General features: G+C 73.7%; 12 protein-coding genes. 8 read left to right on the forward strand and 4 right to left on the reverse strand.

What is annotated here, in order from left to right; all coding sequences use genetic code 11:
• The first annotated feature begins 23 nt into the window (after positions 1–23).
• The 5 genes from ACFVUY_RS23520 to ACFVUY_RS23540 are packed head-to-tail and all read left to right on the forward strand — an operon-like array spanning position 24 to position 9,817.
• On the forward strand, positions 24–6,368 hold the full coding sequence (locus tag ACFVUY_RS23520; RefSeq protein WP_387732826.1) for a type I polyketide synthase: 6,345 nt from the start codon (positions 24–26) through the stop codon (positions 6,366–6,368).
• A gap of 17 nt (positions 6,369–6,385) precedes the next feature.
• On the forward strand, positions 6,386–7,255 hold the full coding sequence (locus tag ACFVUY_RS23525; protein ID WP_380542649.1) for a 3-hydroxyacyl-CoA dehydrogenase family protein: 870 nt from the start codon (positions 6,386–6,388) through the stop codon (positions 7,253–7,255).
• 35 nt (positions 7,256–7,290) lie between these two features.
• Positions 7,291–7,572, forward strand: a complete 282-nt coding sequence (locus ACFVUY_RS23530) for an acyl carrier protein (RefSeq protein WP_387732829.1) — start codon at positions 7,291–7,293, stop codon at positions 7,570–7,572.
• A complete protein-coding gene (locus ACFVUY_RS23535) occupies positions 7,565–8,680 on the forward strand; it encodes an acyl-CoA dehydrogenase family protein (protein ID WP_387732832.1) in 1,116 nt (371 codons plus the stop codon). Before ACFVUY_RS23530 ends, ACFVUY_RS23535 begins: the two co-directional genes overlap by 8 nt.
• 36 nt (positions 8,681–8,716) lie before the next feature.
• Entirely contained in the window at positions 8,717–9,817 is a 1,101-nt protein-coding gene (locus tag ACFVUY_RS23540) for an HAD-IIIC family phosphatase (RefSeq protein WP_387732835.1), read from the forward strand.
• A 61-nt stretch (positions 9,818–9,878) separates the two neighbouring features.
• Here the strand turns inward: ACFVUY_RS23540 and ACFVUY_RS23545 are convergent, their stop codons facing one another.
• Positions 9,879–10,541 (reverse strand): class I SAM-dependent methyltransferase, encoded by a 663-nt coding sequence (locus ACFVUY_RS23545; RefSeq protein WP_387732838.1) that lies wholly within the window; start codon positions 10,539–10,541, stop codon positions 9,879–9,881.
• 110 nt (positions 10,542–10,651) lie between these two features.
• Positions 10,652–12,535, reverse strand: a complete 1,884-nt coding sequence (locus tag ACFVUY_RS23550) for a BTAD domain-containing putative transcriptional regulator (RefSeq protein ID WP_387732841.1) — start codon at positions 12,533–12,535, stop codon at positions 10,652–10,654.
• A gap of 707 nt (positions 12,536–13,242) precedes the next feature.
• Here ACFVUY_RS23550 and ACFVUY_RS23555 point away from each other — a divergent pair.
• The 3 genes from ACFVUY_RS23555 to ACFVUY_RS23565 all read left to right on the forward strand — a co-directional run bounded on the left by ACFVUY_RS23555 (position 13,243) and on the right by ACFVUY_RS23565 (position 14,783).
• Positions 13,243–14,004, forward strand: a complete 762-nt coding sequence (locus ACFVUY_RS23555) for a thioesterase II family protein (protein WP_387732844.1) — start codon at positions 13,243–13,245, stop codon at positions 14,002–14,004.
• 156 nt (positions 14,005–14,160) lie between these two features.
• Complete coding sequence (locus tag ACFVUY_RS23560; RefSeq protein WP_380542633.1) at positions 14,161–14,385, forward strand: hypothetical protein; 225 nt, start codon at positions 14,161–14,163, stop codon at positions 14,383–14,385.
• Between the two features lie 272 nt (positions 14,386–14,657).
• Positions 14,658–14,783: a hypothetical protein gene (locus ACFVUY_RS23565; RefSeq protein ID WP_387732847.1), complete on the forward strand. Its 126-nt coding sequence runs from the start codon at positions 14,658–14,660 to the stop codon at positions 14,781–14,783.
• A 195-nt stretch (positions 14,784–14,978) separates the two neighbouring features.
• Here ACFVUY_RS23565 and ACFVUY_RS23570 read toward each other — a convergent pair whose 3' ends face one another.
• Positions 14,979–15,407, reverse strand: coding sequence for a VOC family protein (locus ACFVUY_RS23570; RefSeq protein WP_360509319.1), 429 nt, complete (start codon positions 15,405–15,407; stop codon positions 14,979–14,981).
• A 327-nt stretch (positions 15,408–15,734) separates the two neighbouring features.
• Positions 15,735–16,919, reverse strand: a complete 1,185-nt coding sequence (locus tag ACFVUY_RS23575; protein ID WP_387732851.1) for a macrolide family glycosyltransferase — start codon at positions 16,917–16,919, stop codon at positions 15,735–15,737.
• Positions 16,920–16,986: the final 67 nt, after the last annotated feature.

Genomic DNA, 16,986 nt, shown 5'->3' on the forward strand with positions numbered 1-16,986 from the left:
CGCAGAAGGAGACGCCCAACCCCATGCCCACCGACACGGACCAGGTGGTCGCCGCCCTGCGCGCCTCGCTGGTGGACAACCAGCGCCTGCGGCAGGAGAACCGACGGCTCCGCGACGACTCCGCCGAGCCCATCGCCATCGTGGCGATGAGCTGCCGCTACCCCGGCGGCGTACGCACCCCGGAAGACCTGTGGGAGCTGCTGGTCAAGGAACGCGACGCGGTCTCGCCGTTCCCCACCGACCGCGGCTGGGACGTCGAGGGCGGCTTCGACGCCGACCCCGACGCCCCCGGCACCTTCTACGTCAGGGAAGGCGGCTTCCTCCACGACGCGACCGGCTTCGACCCCGGCTTCTTCGGCATCTCGCCGCGCGAGGCCCTGGCCATGGACCCGCAGCAGCGGCTGCTGCTGGAAGCGTCCTGGGAAGCGGTGGAACGCGCGGGCATCGACCCGGCGACCCTGCGCGGCAGCCGCACCGGCGTCTACACCGGAGTGATCTACAGCGAATACGGGTCCCGGCTCGGCCGGGTGCCCGACGAAGTGGAAGGCTTCCTCGGCACCGGCACCATCCCCAGCGTCGCCTCCGGCCGGATCGCCTACACCCTGGGCCTGGAAGGCCCGGCGGTCACCCTGGACACCGCCTGCTCGTCCTCCCTGGTCGCCGTCCACCTCGCCTGCCAGGGGCTGCGCTCCGGCGACACCACCCTCGCCCTGGCCGGTGGGGTGACCGTGATGTCCACCCCCGGCCTGTACGTCGGATTCAGCCGCCAGCGCGGCCTGGCACCCGACGGACGCAGCAAGTCCTTCTCGTCCGCGGCGGACGGAGCCGGGTTCGGGGAGGGCCTGGGCCTGCTCCTGCTGGAACGGCTCTCGGACGCCCGGCGCGCGGGGCACCCCGTCCTGGCCGTCATCCGCGGCTCGGCCGTCAACCAGGACGGCGCCAGCAACGGGCTGACCGCCCCGAACGGGCCCGCGCAGCAGCGCGTCATCAACGGGGCGCTCGCCCGTGCCGGACTCGACCCGTCCGAGGTCGACATGGTGGAGGCGCACGGCACCGGCACCGTCCTCGGCGACCCCATCGAGGCGCAGGCGCTCATGGCCACGTACGGGCAGGACCGGCCCGCCGGGCGGCCGTTGCGGCTGGGCTCGCTGAAGTCCAACCTGTCCCACACCCAGGCCGCCGCGGGCGTCGGCGGGGTGATCAAGTCGGTGCTCGCGATGCGGCACGGCGTGATGCCGCGCACCCTGCACGTCGACCGTCCCTCGCCCCAGATCGACTGGACCGAGGGAGCCGTCTCCCTGCTCACCGAGGCCGCCCCCTGGCCGGAGACGGGACGTCCGCGCCGGGCCGGGGTGTCCTCCTTCGGCGCCAGCGGCACCAACGCCCACGTCATCCTCGAACAGGCCCCGGCCGACCCGGCAGCCTCCGACGGGCCCGCCACGCCGGAACCGGTGCCCGCCGCCGTCCCCTGGATCCTGTCGGCGCGTACTCCGGATGCGCTGCGCGCCCAGGCGACGGCGCTGTACGAGCGGGTGGTGGCGGAACCGGGCCTGAGCGTGACGGACGTCGGCCACTCGCTGGCGGCGGGGCGTTCGCGGTTCGCGGAGCGCGCGGTGGTGGTGGGGGCGGACCAGGGCGAACTGCTGGCCGGTGTCGCCGCCCTGTCGCGGGGCGTGCGTGCGGCGGGCGTGACCGTCGGCAGCGGGCTGCCCCCGGGCCGTTCGGTGCTGGTGTTCCCGGGTCAGGGTTCGCAGTGGGTGGGGATGGCCGCGGAGCTGCTGGCCGAATCGGCTGTGTTCGCGGAACGGATGGCCGAGTGCGAGCGGGCTCTGGCGCCGTACGTCGACTGGTCGTTGGCGGAGGCGCTGGGTTCGGAGGCGCTGCTGGCGCGGGTGGACGTGGTGCAGCCGGTGCTCTGGTCGGTGATGGTGTCACTGGCGGAGGTGTGGCGCGCGTTCGGCGTCGTTCCGGACGCGGTGGTGGGCCACTCCCAGGGCGAGATCGCCGCCGCGGTGGTGGCGGGTGGTCTGAGTCTGGAGGACGGGGCGCGGGTGGTCGCGCTGCGTTCCCGTGCCGTGGGTGCGTTGGCGGGGCGTGGCGGGATGGCGTCGGTTCCCCTGCCGGTGGACGTGGCACGGGAGCGCATCGCCCCGTGGGCGGGCCGGCTCTCGGTGGCGGCGGTGAACGGCCCGTCGTCGGTGGCGGTGTCGGGCGACGCCGACGCGGTCACGGCCCTGGTGGAGGAACTCCTGGAGGAAGGGGTGTGGGCGACTCGCATCGAAACCGACTTCGCGTCGCACTCCTCGCACGTGGAGGAGATCCGCGAGCGCCTGCTCTCCGACCTGGACGGGATCACCCCCCTCGCGGGTGCGGTGCCGTACTACTCCAGCGCGACCGGCGGCCTGCTGGACACGAAGTCCCTGGGCGCCGAGTACTGGTACCGCAACATCCGGCAGACCGTCGAGTTCGAGCGGGCGACCCGCTCGCTCCTCGCGGCCGGGCACCGCGTCTTCATCGAGTCCGGCCCCCAGCCCGCCCTGATGTACGCGATCGAGGACACGGCCGCCGACGCGGGCGCCCCGGAGACGCTGGTGCTCGACACCCTGCGGCGCGGGGCCGGAGGGCTCCGCCGACTCCAGCTCGCGCTCGCCGAGGCACACGTCCGGGGCCTGCGCGTCGACTGGGAGCGACTCTTCGCGGGAACCGGTGCCCAGCGGGTGGACCTGCCCACCTACGCCTTCCAACGACGCCGCTACTGGCTGGACGCCCTGCCGGCCGACCGGGACCAGGCGGCCACCGGCCAGTCCGCCGCGGACCACCCGCTGCTCGGCGCCGCGGTCGAACTGCCCGACGACGCGGGCACCCTCTTCACCGGCCGGCTCTCCTCGGCCACCCACCCCTGGCTCGCCGACCACGCCGTGGCCGGAGCCGTGATCCTGCCCGGAGCGGCCCTCGTGGAGCTGGCCGCGCACGTGGGCCGCCGCCTCGGCTGCGCCCTCGTGGAGGAGCTGACCCTCGCCGCCCCGCTGCTGCTGCCCGACGATCAGGCCGTGCAACTGTGCGTACGGGTGGGCGCCGAAGACGGCACGGGACGGCGCCCGGTGGAGTTCCACTCCCGGCCCGAGGCCGCCCCCGGCTCCGCCGACCGGCCCTGGACCCGGCACGCGACCGGCGCGGTCGGACCCCGGGACCCCTCGGCCGACCGGGACGACACGACCGAACCGGCCGGCACCTGGCCCCCGCCCGACGCGGTCCCCCTCGACGTGGACGAACTGTACGGGCTGCTCGAAACCCGGGGCGTCGCCTACGGCCCGGCGTTCCGGGGCCTGCGCGCCGCATGGCGCACCGCGGACGCGATCCACGCCGAAGTGGCCCTGCCCGACGGCCTCCCCGCCGGCGGAGCGGGCGGCTTCGGCGTGCACCCGGCCCTCCTGGACGCGGCCCTCCAGACGACCGGTCTGCGCGAAGGCGCCGCGACCGCGGAGCCCGCCGACGGCGTCCCCCTGCCGTTCTCCTGGCAGCGCGTCGCGATCGAAACCTCCGACGCGCCGGTCCTGCGCGTCCGGCTGCGCCCCGACGGCCCGGACGCCGTCACCGCGCGGATCACCGATCCCTCGGGGCGCACGGTGGCGACGGTCGGCTCGCTCACCCTGCGCACGGCGTCCACCGCCGCACTGCGGGCGTCCTCCGGCTCCGTCTTCCACGTCGGCTGGACGCCGGTCACGGCCGGGCCCGGCCCGCGCCCGGTCACCCGCTGGGGCCTCCTCGGCCCGCGGGACGAGCGGCTGCTGCCGGCCGCCTTCCCCACCGAACCCCCGTCCGCGACGCCCGACGCGATGCTGCTGACCTGCCCCCCGTCCGCCGACACCGTGACCGCGGACGCCCCCGCCCGGGACGCGGACCCCGTGGCGGTGCACGCGGTCGCGTCCGGGGTCCTGGACCGCGTCCAGGCCCACCTGGCCGACGACACCACGGCCCGGACACCCCTGGTGGTGCTCACCCGGGGTGCGACCGGCCCGTTCGGCGCGCAGCCGCAGCCGCAGCCGCAGCCGCAGCCGCAGTCGCAGCCGGCGGACCTCGGCGCGGCGGCCGTGTGGGGCATGCTCAGGGCCGCTCAGCTCGAACACCCCGACCGGTTCGTGCTGCTGGACGTCGAAGGGCCGGAGCCGGACGGTCTCGGCGACGCGCTCGCCGACCTGCTCGCCACGGGCGAACCACAGGCGGCCCTGCGCGGCGGCGTCCTGTACACGCCCCGACTGGTATGGCCGCCGGCCGCCACCGCCACCGCCACCGCGGCCACCGTGACGGGCACCCGGCCGGTCGGCGCGTTCGGGCCGGCCGAGGGGACGGTCCTGCTGAGCGGCGGCGGCGCTCTCGCGGCCGTCCTGGCGCGCCATCTGGTCGCCGCGCACGGGGTGCGCCACCTCCTCGTGCTGAGCCGCCGCGGCGCCGACGCCCCCGGCATGCCGGAGCTGACGGCGGAGCTGGCCGAGACAGGAGCCGAACTGACCGCCCTCGGCTGTGATGTGACGGACCGTCAGGCTCTGGCCGCCGCCCTGGCAGGCATCCCCGAACGCCATCCGCTGTGCGCCGTGGTCCACACCGCCGGAGTGCTCGACGACGGCCTGCTGGACGGGCTGACGGGGGAGCGGATGACCGCCGTCCTGCGGCCCAAGCTCGACGCCGCCCACCACCTCGACCGGCTGACGCGCGGAGCGGACCTCGCCGCGTTCGTCGTCTTCTCCTCCGCCGCGGGCGTGCTGGGCAGCCCCGGCCAGGCGTCCTACTCGGCCGCCAACGCCGCGCTCGACGCCCTCGCCGCGGAACGCCGACGGCTCGGGCTCCCCGGCCTGTCCCTCGCCTGGGGGCCCTGGGAGCGGGTGAGCGGAATGACGGCGGAGCTCGGCGGCGCCGAACGGCAGCGCATCGACCGGCGCGGCGCCCGCGGACTCTCCGACCAGGAGGCCATGGCCCTGCTGGACACCGTGTGCGCCCCGGACGCCGCCCCGCCGGGAGACGGGAGCCCCGTCGTCCTGGCCCACCTCGACCTCACCGTGCGCGGCGACGGCCCGGTGCACCCGATGCTGCGCTCCCTGGTCCGGCGCGGCCCGACCGCGACGACCGGGGCGAAGGGGACGCCGACCGCCCCCGCAGCGCTGCGGCACCGGCTCGACGCCGCCGCCGACGAACAGGGACGCGAGCTGGTCCTGCGCGAACTCGTCCTCGCCGAGGCCGCCGAAGTCCTCGGCCACACCGACTCCGGGGCGCTGTCCGCGACGGTGCCCTTCCTCTCCGTCGGATTCGACTCCTTGACCGCGGTCGAACTCCGCAACCGGCTGGCCGCCGCCACCGGACTGCGGCTACGGCCCTCCGCCGTCTTCGACAGCGGCACCCCTGCCGCGCTCGCGGCGCGCCTCGCGGCCGAGGCCCGGGCGGAGGACACCCCCCGGCCCGGAACGGCACCCGCAGCCGGAACCGGAGCAGCCGCGCCCGGCGCCGACACCGCCGACACCGCCGACACCGACCCGGTCAGCGTGCTGTTCCGCCAGGCCTGCGCACTCGGCCGGATCGACGAGGGCATCGCCCTGCTCAAGAACGCCTCCGCCCTGCGCCCGGCCTTCCACAGCGGCAGTGACCTCGCGGCCGCCGGCACCGGCCCGCGGCTGCTGCGCCTGAACGAGCGCGCCGACGCCCCCGTACTCGTCTGCTTCGGCTCCATCGTCGCGCTCGGCGGCGCCCACCAGTACGCCCGCTTCGCCGCCCGCTTCCGGGACCGTTACGCCGTCGCCGCCCTCGACGCCCCCGGATTCGTCCCCGAGGAGGAACTGCCCGCCGACATGTCGGCCCTGCTGGACTTCCAGGCGACGACACTGCTCCGGGAACTGCCCGGACGGACGCTCGTGCTGGCCGGCTCCTCCTCCGGCGGCACGCTCGCCCACGGCGTGGCCGCCGCGCTGGAACAGCGCGGCGAGGGCCCGGCGGCCGTGGTGCTCCTGGACACCTACCTCTCCGACAACCAGGGCATCACCCAGTTCAACGACGTCCTGCTGGGCGGCATGTTCGCCCGCGAGGACCGGGCGGCCCCGATGGACGGGGCCCGGCTGACCGCGATGGGCGGCTACTTCCGTCTGCTCGACGACTGGAAGCCCCCGGCGGTCCGCGCCCCGCTGCTGCTGGTCCGCGCCTCCACCCCGCTCGGCCGCCCGTCCGCCGAAGCCGGCGACTGGCGCTCGACCTGGGCCGGCGCCGACACCGTCGTCGACGTCCCCGGAGACCACTTCTCGATCATGGAACAGCATGTCGCGACCACCGGCGACGCCGTCGCCGACTGGCTCGACAGCACCCTCCGCACCCCCGGTGCCCGGTGAAAACGAAGGAGAACCCGTTGACCACAGCCCCGTACGACGATTCCCCCCCGCGACAGGCCCTCACCGTGCTGGGAGCCGGGGTGATGGGCGTCGGAATCACCGTCCTCGCCCTCGGACACGGCCTGCCGGTCCACCTGGTCGACATCGACCGGGAACGGCTCGACCGGGCCGCGGACCTGATCGACGGCGAACTCCGGCTGGCCGAACTGATGGGCGCCCTGCCCGACGGGACGCCCCTCGGCGCCCTGGCCACCGGCACCTCGCTCAAGGCCGCCGCCGGAGCCACCGCCGTCGTCGAGGCGGTCACCGAGAACGCCGCGATCAAGGCCGCCGTCCTGTCCGAGGTCTCCGGACTGGTCCGGCCCGGAACCCTGCTGATCACCAACACCTCCTCCATCCCCGTCGACGAACTGGCCGGGGCCCTGGAACGGCCGGAGGAACTGGTCGGCACCCACTTCATGAACCCGCCCTACCTGATCGGAACCACCGAAGTGGTCCGCGGCGCCAGGACCGGGGACGCCGCGATGGCCGCCGTGGCGGCCCTGCTCACGGCGCTGCGGCGGCGGGCGGTGGTCGTCCGGGACGCACCCGGCTTCGTGACCAGCCGCATCCTGCACCCGATGATCAACGACGCGGCCCGGGTCGTGGGCGAGGGCACGGCGAGCGCCGAGGACGTCGACGCCCTGATGCAGGGCTGCCTGGGACACCCCACCGGCCCGCTGCGCACCGCGGACCTGATCGGCATCGACAACCTCGTCGACTCCCTCACCGTGCTCCACGAACGGACCGGCGACGACGGCTGCCGCCCCACGGAACTGCTGCTCCGGCTGGTCCGCGAGGGCCGGCTGGGCCGCAAGTCCGGGCGCGGCTTCTACGACTACACCTGATCACCCCGACCGATCACCCCGAAGAGGAGACGGCCATGACCGCAGCGAACACGCCCAACACCCACGACCTGGAGAAGGAACTGCTCGGATTCCTGGAAGGACGCACCGGAACCGCCTGGGACGCCGACACCGACCTGTTCGGCGCCGGCGGCCTGTCGTCCCTCTTCGCCATGCAGGTGGTGGTGCACCTGGAGAAGACCTACGCCATCGCCGTCCGCGGCGCGGACCTGCGGCTGGACAACTTCCGCACCGTACGGCGGATGGCGGAGCTGGTGGACCGGCTCCGGGTGCCCGCCGCTGGGAGCCAGCATGGGTGAGGACCTGAGCAGCGCGATGACCTCCGTCACCCTGCGGGTCGGCGACCTGGCGGGGGAGTGGGACCGGACCGGCCTCATCCCGCCGGACCTGCTCCGCGAACTGGGCGCCGAGGGCCGACTGTGCGCCGAAGTCCCGGAGCAGTACGGCGGCTGGGGGCTCAGCAGCATGCACAGCGGCGCGTACACCGCCCACGTGGGAGGCCTGTGCAGCTCGCTGCGCAGCGTGATGACCTCCCAGGGCATGGCGGCCTGGACCATCCAGCGCCTGGGCACCGCCGAGCAGTCGGCCGCCCACCTCCCCCGGCTGACCGGCGGCGCACTGGCGGCGGTCGGCTTCAGCGAGCCCGGCGCCGGCAGCGACCTCGCGGCGATGACGACGACCGTCCGCCGCGACGGTGACGCGGTCGTCGTCGACGGACACAAGAAGTGGGTGACCGCCGCCCACTACGCCGACCTGCTGGTCATCGTCGGCCGCTACGAGGACGGCGCGGCGGCCGTCGTGGTGCCCGCCGACACGCCCGGCGTCCGGATCGAGCGGATCGCCGACCCGCTCGGCTGCCGCGCCGCCGGACACGCCGACGTCCACCTCGACGGGGTGCGGCTGCCGGCCGACAGCGTCCTGGGCGGTCACGCACTGCCGCCCGCCCTGCTGGTGACGACCGCGCTGGCCTACGGGCGGATGTCCGTCGCCTGGGGGTGCGTGGGCATCCTGCGGGCCTGTCTGGCGGCGGCCACCGCGCACGCCGCCGGACGGGAGCAGTTCGGCAGGCCGCTCGCGGAGCACCAGCTCGTCGCCGGACACCTCGCCGACCTCTACACGGCCGAGCAGGTGGCCACGCGGGTCTGCGAGCACGCCAGCCGCTGCTGGGACGAAGGGGCGCCGGACCAGGTGGTGGCGACCGTACTGGCCAAGCACGTCAGCGCGACCCAGGCCGCCCGGGGCGCGGCGACGGCCGTCCAGGTACTGGCCTCGGCCGGCTCCCGGGACGGGCACGTGGTGGCCCGGGCGTACCGGGACGCCAAGCTGATGGAGATCATCGAGGGCAGCAACGAGCTGTGCCGGCTGATGCTGGCACAGCACGCGCTCTCCGCTCCGGGGGCACCGTGATGCGGGCCCGCAGCCGACGAGACGAGGAAGGACGACATGGCTGAGACCGTCAAGTGCCTGGTCTGGGACCTGGACGACACCCTCTGGCAGGGCACCCTGCTGGAGGACGGCGAGGTGCACCTGCCGGACGAGGTGCGCAAGGTGGTGATCGAGCTCGACTCCCGCGGCATCCTCCAGTCCGTCGCCAGCCGCAACGACCACGAGCACGCCTGGGCCCGGTTGGAGGCGTTCGGCCTGGCCGAGTACTTCGTCCTGCCGGAGATCGGGTGGGGCGCCAAGTCCGAGTCGGTGCGCCGGATCGCCGATCGGCTGAACTTCGCGCTCACGGCCATCGCCTTCGTCGACGACCGGCCCGCCGAACGCGCCGAAGTGGCCTTCCACCTGCCCGACGTGCGGTGCTACCCGGCCGAGCAGGTCCTCGCTCTCCCCGAACTCGCCGAGTTCACCCCCGCGACCAGCACCGTCGACTCCCGGCGGCGGCGCCAGATGTACCAGGCGGGCTTCCTCCGCGAGGCCGAGCGGGCGGCCGCGCCCGGCCCCGACGAGGAGTTCCTGCGCTCCCTGGACCTGCGGATGCGCATCGGCCGGGCCACCGGCGAGGAGCTGTCCCGGGTCGAGGAACTCACCCTGCGCACCAGCCAGATGAACGCGACCGGGGTCCACTACCCGGACGCGGTGCTGCGCGGCCTGATCACCGACCCCCGGCACGAGGTCCTGGTGGTCACCCTCACCGACCGGTTCGGCCCGCACGGCGCGGTCGGCGTCCTGCTGCTGGAGCGGCACCCGGGCCTGTGGCACCTCAAGCTGCTCGCCACCTCCTGCCGGGTCGTCGCCTACGGCGCCGGTGCGACCCTGCTGAACTGGCTGGCCGACGCCGCCGCCCGGTCCGGAGTCCACCTGGTCGCGGACTTCCGGGCGACCGAGCGCAACCGGATGATGGAGATCGCCTACCGGTTCGCGGGCTTCGAGGGCCTGGACGAAGCCCCGTGCCCGTGCGCCGCCGTCCTCGCGCCGGCTCCGGAGGACACCGGACTCCAGCGCCTGCACCTGGTTCCCGGCCCGCGCGTGGTGTCCACCGTCATGAGCGTGGACGCACCCGACCTGAAGGTGCCGGAAGGGGGCCCGGGAACGTCGTGACCGCCGCGGGGCCCGGCGCTCCCGGGCCGGAGCCCGGTGCGCCGGGCCCCGGCCCGCGGCCTCAGCGCTTGCGGACGAGTGTGATCCCGTCGGCCATCACCAGCAGCGACAGCTCCACCCGGGGGTCCTCGAGCAGCAGCCGGTTCAGAGCCCGGACCCCGGCGGTCTCCGGGTCCACGGCGGCCGGATCGGCGACCCGGCCGAAGAAGAGGGTGTTGTCGACCACGATCAGACCGCCGGCGCGCAGCAGCGCCAGCGAACTCTCGTAGTAGCGGACGTAGTTGCTCTTGTCCGCGTCGATGAACACCAGGTCGAAGCTCTCCGGCCCGCGCTCCGCCAGCAGCGCGTCCAGGGTCGCGGTGGCATCGCCGATCCGCAGGTCGATCCGCGAGTCGACCCCGTCCCGCTTCCAGAAGTCGGCGCCGATGGCCGGCCACCGGTCGTCGATGTCGCAGGACACCAGCACCCCGTCGGCCGGGAGCGCGCGGGCCATGCACAGGGTGCTGTAGCCGGTGAAGGTGCCGATCTCCAGCACCGCCCGCGCCCCCGTCAACCCGACCAGCAGGGCGAGCAGTTGGCCCTCCTCCGCCATCACCTGCATGGCGGTCCCGCCCGGCAGGTCCGCGGTGGCCTCCCGCAGCTCCCTGAGCAGATCGTCGTCACGGAGGGAGACCTCCCGGACGTAGGCGAGCAGGTCGTGGGTGGCTTCTGTCTGGTGGGCCATGGCGCGGAGGTCCTCTCGGAGGAGATCGGGTTGAAGGAGATCGGGTCGAAAAGCATCGGGGGGAAGGGGGACCGGGCCGCCGAGTGCCCGTCGCCGGGCCGCCGGGACGGTCACCCGGCGCGCATGTACGGGTGACCGTGCTGCCGTACGGCGACCGCCTGCGCCCGCTCGCGGGCGTACGCCCGCAGCAGCGCGTCCAGCCGGTAGCGGCCCCCCGCCGGCGCACCCAGCAGATTCGCCTCGACCAGGGCGTCCAGGGCCTCCTCGGCCTGCGCCTCGGAGCAGCCGAACATCACCGCGACCCTACTGCTGGAGACCGAAGACGCTCCGGCAGTCCCCAGCGCGGTGAACACCTCGGCCGGGTCGACCGCGGCCGGAGCCGTCCGCCGGAGCCCGGCGTGCTCGGCGTCGAGGCAGGGCCGGACACCGAGGTTGCCCGCGCACAGTTCGTCCAGCAGCTGCGGGGCCTCCGTGAGCCGCTGGGCGAAGCGGCCGATGCTCCAGTGCGGGCGCTCCAGCAGCCGGGTCCCCGCGATCCGGATCGCCAGCGGCAGGCCCGCGCAGACCGTCAGCACCGAACGGGCCGACCGCGGTTCGGCTCCCACCCTGGCCGGGCCGACGATGCTGCCCAGCAGCTCCAGCGACCCGGCCTCGTCCAGCGGGCCGAGCAGAATGGGGCACGCCCCCTCCAGATCGGCCAGCCGCCGTCGGCTGGTCACCAGCAGCCTGCTGCCCCCGCTACCCGGTATCAGTGGCCGCACCTGGGCGGTGCTGGAGGCGTTGTCGAGTACCACCAGCAGACGGCGGCCCGCGGTGAGCGAGCGGTAGAGGCTCTCCCGTTCCGACTCCTCCTCGGGTATCTCGTCCCGGGGCACACCGAGGTCCGCCAGGAACCGCGGCAGCACCGCCCGGGCGGTCAGCGGCCGCGCGGCTCCGCCGAGATCCGCGTAGAGCTGGCCGTGCACCGAGGAACCGCGTACGGCGTGCGCCGCTTGCAGGGCCAGCGCGCTCTTGCCGACACCGCCCCGGCCGGTCACCACCGCCGTCGCCACCATGCCCGCGGGCATCGTGCCGGTCGTGAGGAAGTGCTGCAGCCGCGCCAGCGCGCCGGAGCGGGCCGACAGCGGCAGCGGCACCGAGGGCAGCTGCGCCGGGCTCGGCCAGCAGGACCATTCCCGGGCAGCGGCCGGCGCCGGCGCGACGGCCGCCTCCGGGGCCTTCTCGGGCTGCTCCAGCGGGTCGGGCGCGCGGGGCCGGTCGTGGGCCGAGAGGATGTGCCGGTGGACCTCGCGCAGATCGGTGCTCGGCTCGGCGCCGAGCTGCTCGACGAGCAGCGCCCGGGTGCGCTGGTAGAGGTCCAGGGCCTCCGACTGCCGTCCCGAGCGGCCCAGCGCCAGCATCAGCTTGCCCACCAGGGCCTCCCGTAAGGGGTGCTTCCGCACCAGCCGTACCAGCTCCGGCACGACCTCGGCGTGCCGCAGCAGCGCCAGCTCCGCGTCGAACCGCAGCTCCAGGGTCTGCAGGCGAAGCTCCTGGAGGTAGCGGCCCTCCACGTCGCGCAGCGTCTGCGACGGGATGTCCGCCAGCGGCTCCTCGCGCCACAGGGCGAGCGCCTCGGCCAGCTCGGCGGAGGAACCTTCCAGGTCTCCGCGCTCGGCCAACTCCGCGGCGCGCCGGCGGTGGGCCGTGAACTGCCCGAGATCGCTCTCGTGCTCGCCGAGTTCGAGGAGGTAGCCGGGCGCCCGGGTGAGGATCCGGGCGGAGGCGTGCTCGCCCAGCGACTGCCGCAGGCGCATCACATAGGTGCGGATGGTCGCGGCGGCACTCGGCGGCGGGGCGCCGTCCCAGACGTACTCGGCGATCCGGTCGACCGAGATCACCCGGTTGGCGTTGAGGAGGAGCGCTGCCAGGACCACGCGCTGCCTCGGCGCCGACACGTGCACCTCACGCGCGTTCAGCCGGACGGAAAGCGGACCCAGCAACAGGAAGTTCAACGGAGTCCTCTTCATCGCACGACCGGTGGGCAAGACTGCCTCCAGCGTCTTGGGTGGCTGTGTACGGGTCAACGCGGTCCTGTCGTATCTAGATGTATTCCTAGAGTGCGGCTCTTGCGCTCATGTCGGGTTTACGCTGCGCGGCACCATCACGGCGGTCGGGACCAGGCCCGCCCACCACGGCCCACCGGCCGGTGAAACCGATCGCTGCCGCACCGCCGTCGACCGGGGGTGATGCGGCGCTGCCGGCGCGGCCTGGAACATCCCCTCCGGCAGCGGACCCTCCGGTTCCGCGTCGATGCCGCGGAGGTCACCGACGGCGTGCAGCCTTGCCATGAGGTGCCCTCGCCTCCTCGGTCGGATCCGCGGTGCGCGGTCCGGCCGGACCGTTGCTGCCGAGTCGGAGCCAGGTAAATCCCACAGGATTGCTCCGCACCGCAACGTTCTCACCATTCACCAGGAGAGATGGCCGGAATTGAACCCGGACAGGAGCGGCCGGGCGCGATCAGGCGCGTACTTGCTGACATTCCGAGGGGTATGGCAGGGTGTCATATGCGGTGTCCGTGACTCGCTCGCCGGTCGCCGTCGATCGGGACTCCCCGTATTAGCGCGCACCAGGCAGCCTGCCGGTGCGGATGCTGTCCCACTCGATCACCACACCCCGCCCGTCGGCACTGCGCGGATTTCGAAGGGAATGAAAGGCCGCTATGACCTCCCTCTCTTTGGACAGCGACCTGTGGTGCCGTCGCTTCCATCCCTCGCCCATGGCCACGCGCCGACTGGTCTGCTTTCCGCACGCCGGCGGCTCGGCGAGTTTCTACCTCCCGGTATCCGCCGCACTGTGCGGCCCGGTCGACCTCCTGGCCGTGCAGTACCCCGGCAGGCAGGACCGCCGGAAGGAAGCCGGGGGCCGGGACCTGCACCGCATGGCCGACGAAGTGTCCGAAGCGCTGCGCCGCTGGGACGACCTCCCCCTGACTCTCTTCGGGCACAGCATGGGCGCGCTCGTCGCTTTCGAGGTGGCCCGGCGGATCGAGCGCGCGGGCGGCCGGATCGACCACCTCTTCGTCTCCGGCCGCAAGGGGCCGTCCGCGGACCGGCCCGAGCACACCCACCCACTCGACGACGAGGGCATCGTGGCCGAGGCCAAAGCCATGGGCGGCACCGACGCACGGCTCCTGGAGGACGAGGAACTGCTGCAGATGGTGCTGCCCGCGCTGCGCGGCGACTACCAGGCCCTGCGGGCCTACCGGGTCGACCGTGACGCCGCGGTCACCTGCCCGGTCACCTCCGTGGTGGGGGACCAGGACCCCTGGACGCCGGTCCCCGAGGCCGGGCGCTGGCGCGACCGCACGACGGGTGCCTTCGACCTCAAGGTCTTCCCCGGCGGGCACTTCTACCTCAGCAGCCGGGCGAACGAGGTGACCGGCATGCTCCGCGACCACCTCGCCGGCACGCTGCGCACCTGAGAGCACGGACGACAGGGAAGGGGGGACCGAGAAGTGACACTGTCAGCGACCTCTGAGGAGATCAAGCCCGCGCAGCGGCCGGCGCGGTCCGAGTCCGCCGCCCGTCCGGCGGACGGGGGCCCTGCCCGCGGCGCGGGCGTCCGGCGGCTGACCGACGTGGACGTCCGCATCCTGGAAGGCGTCGCGGTCGGCATCTCGACCGCCCGGCTGGCGGCATCGCTCTATCTGAGCCCGCAGGGCATCGAGTACCGCATCGGGCTGATGATGCGCCATTTCCAGGCCGCGAACCGGCCCGCTCTGGTCTCCCGGGCGCACTCCCTCGGAGTGTTGAGCGTCGGGACATGGCCACCTCGCGTTCTCCCGGAATTCCTTGAGTCCTAGAAGAGGGCGGGGCGCACTGTTCCCTGATCTCCCCCCGTGAGTTTCCTGTCGGAGGCGGGTCGAAAAAGTTCATTCCGAAGGCGGGGAATGCACTCCGCCGGTATGCTGGCAGATATTTTCCCAGATCCGGATACCGTATGGATATCGTGCCGCAAGACGGGTTCCCGATCCGGTCGAACGCCGGATTCTGCGGCATTGTGCTGTCGGTCCCACGTCTGCTGCACGACGCCTGGGCCGCACCGCCGTCCCCTCCTTTCACATTGTTCACAGGAGTGGTCACGAGTTCGGGGTACCTGTTCGGCGGCGGCGTCGGGACCGAGCCGCGCGGCCCGGAGCTCCACCGGGCCTACGAGGTCGTGCGGGGCCGGCACGAGCAGGGCTCCGGGGCACCGGGCTGACGGTCGGAGAGCTCCCGGAGGAAGGCCTCCCGACCGTCCGGGAGGAGCGCCGGAGCCCGGCACCCGGAGGCCCCGACGGAGCGGCTGCCGGCGAGGAACTCCCCGAAACGGCTCTGCCCGGATCGCCCGCACACCGCCCCTCGGATGCCTGACGGCCCATCAAGAGCTGTCGGCGCGGCACGCCTTGGCCTCTCCTCAGTCGATGCAGAACTCATTGCCCTCGATGTCCTGCATCGGGATGCACGCGTCGTTGCCGTCGTACAGCGTCCGCACGTGTACCGCGCCGAGCGGGACCAGCCGTGCGCATTCGGCCTCGAGCGCGGCCAGCCGCTCCTCACCCACCAGCCCGGTACCGACCCGCACATCGAGATGCAGCCGGTTCTTGGCGGCCTTGCCCTCGGGAACGCGCTGGAAGTACAACCGCGGCCCCACGCCCGACGGATCGACGCAGGCGAACCACGCGTCCCGCCGCTCGGCCGGCTGCGCGCTCCTGTAGTCCTCCCACGTGGCGAACCCCTCCGGTGGCGGCGGCACGACATACCCGAGCACCTCGCACCAGAAACGGGCGAGGCGCTCGGGTTCCGCACAGTCGAAGGTGACCTGGAACTGCTTGATCGATGACATCGGCCCACCCTATGGCCTGTCTTCAAACCCCCGCCTGCGGGGCGACGCCGGGGCACGCACCTCGCCGCGTTGTCGTCGGTCGCCAATGGCCCCCAGCCTGGCGGCCGGGAGGTGCCCCCACCGCAGTGGCTCCGCCCCCAGCCTTCGGCCGGGAGGTGCCCCCACCTCCGCCTTGCGATGCACGCACCCCAACGCCGCCCCGCCCGCCCTCCGGGCGGACGAGGGGAGTTTGAAGACAGGCCATAGTGGCGCGCACCGCCCACCGGGCCCCCTGGCGGCCGTTGATCGTTCCGCTTCTCGTCGGGGACGCCGGGCCCTGCGGTGGGATCAGGTCGTGCGCTTCAGGTAGGCCTCGATCTCGTCGGCGGCGCGGGTGGCACCGCCCGCTTCCCGGGTGAGCCGTTGCGCCTCGGCGCCCCGCTCCCGCACGGCCGCGTCGGCGGCCACCTCGGTGATCGCGGCCCGCAGCAGGCTCACGTCGGCCTCCGCCGGCAGCAGTTCCCGGCCGAGGCCCAGCTCGGCCACCCGCGCGGTGTTGGCCGCGACGTCCGGCCAGGACGGCAGGGCGAGCATCGGGCAGCCGGCGTCCAGGGACTCCAGCACGCCGCCCATGCCGCCGTGGGTGATCACCAGCCGGGCGTGCCGGAGCACCGCCAGGTGCGAGACCCAGCGGTGGACCTCGACGTTGTCCGGCAGCGGACCGAGGTCGGCCGGGTCCATCCCTTCGCCGACCGAGACGACGGCGTGCCAGGGCAGCTCGGCGAAGGCGTCCACGCACAGCCGGAAGAACTCCGGATGCTTGTTGTGCACGGTCCCCATCGAGACCAGCGCCACCGGCAGGCCGCTCGCCGGGGGCTGCCACTCCCCCAGGAAGGAGCGGTCCGCGAGGCACGGTCCGACGAAGGCGAAGCGCTCGTCGAAGCTCTCGCCGTGCGGCTGGAAGAACCGCGGCACGTGGACGAGGTTGAGGGCCTCGGTGCGCATCATGAACTCGTGCGCCGGCTCGTCGATGCCGTGCGAGGCCAGCAACTCGGCCATCCGCCCGCCGAATTCGACCAGCACCTCCTCGGTGAGCGGGACCGCGCCGTCCGCCTCCATCATCTGCTGCACGAAGGAGTAGGTGTCGTTGGAGGCGAAGAACGGCGTCGACTGGACGGCCGGGAGCCCCCAGGTGTGGGCCAGTACCCGACCGGCCTGGAAGGCCACGGCGTCGTAGACCACCGCATCGGGCCTGTCGTCGCCGAACCACTCCTGGACCGCGCGCAGGATGGCGATGTTCTCGTCCAGGAAGATCAGCGGGGTGCGCCCGTTCTCGGGACCGCCCACGCTGTCCAGCGGCTGGGTGGAGTCGTAGCGCAGGTGTTCGGCGCCGACCTCGGCCAGGGCCTGGGCGAAGTCGTCGACGGCCGCGTAGGTGACCCGGTGCCCGCGGCGTACCAGTTCACCGACGACCGCCAGGGTGGGGAAGACATGGCCGTGGGCCGGGATGTTGACCATCAGGATGTGGCTCACTGCTACTCCTTCGGTATCGGGAGGAGGAACGAGGGAAGAGGGAAGCAAGAAGCGCGATGTGGGAGGG

Origin of the sequence: Kitasatospora sp. NPDC058063, from assembly GCF_042885395.1 — a bacterium.
Lineage (GTDB): Bacteria > Actinomycetota > Actinomycetes > Streptomycetales > Streptomycetaceae > Kitasatospora > Kitasatospora lactacystinica.

Excerpts from the sequence above, each read along its gene's own strand:
- ACFVUY_RS23520 (WP_387732826.1), top strand. The coding sequence starts at position 24 with ATGCCCACCGACACGGACCAGGTGGTCGCCGCCCTGCGCGCCTCGCTG.
- ACFVUY_RS23530 (WP_387732829.1), top strand. The coding sequence starts at position 7,291 with ATGACCGCAGCGAACACGCCCAACACCCACGACCTGGAGAAGGAACTG.
- ACFVUY_RS23535 (WP_387732832.1), top strand. The coding sequence starts at position 7,565 with ATGGGTGAGGACCTGAGCAGCGCGATGACCTCCGTCACCCTGCGGGTC.
- ACFVUY_RS23540 (WP_387732835.1), top strand. The coding sequence starts at position 8,717 with ATGGCTGAGACCGTCAAGTGCCTGGTCTGGGACCTGGACGACACCCTC.
- ACFVUY_RS23545 (WP_387732838.1), bottom strand. The coding sequence starts at position 10,541 with ATGGCCCACCAGACAGAAGCCACCCACGACCTGCTCGCCTACGTCCGG.
- ACFVUY_RS23555 (WP_387732844.1), top strand. The coding sequence starts at position 13,243 with ATGACCTCCCTCTCTTTGGACAGCGACCTGTGGTGCCGTCGCTTCCAT.
- ACFVUY_RS23570 (WP_360509319.1), bottom strand. The coding sequence starts at position 15,407 with ATGTCATCGATCAAGCAGTTCCAGGTCACCTTCGACTGTGCGGAACCC.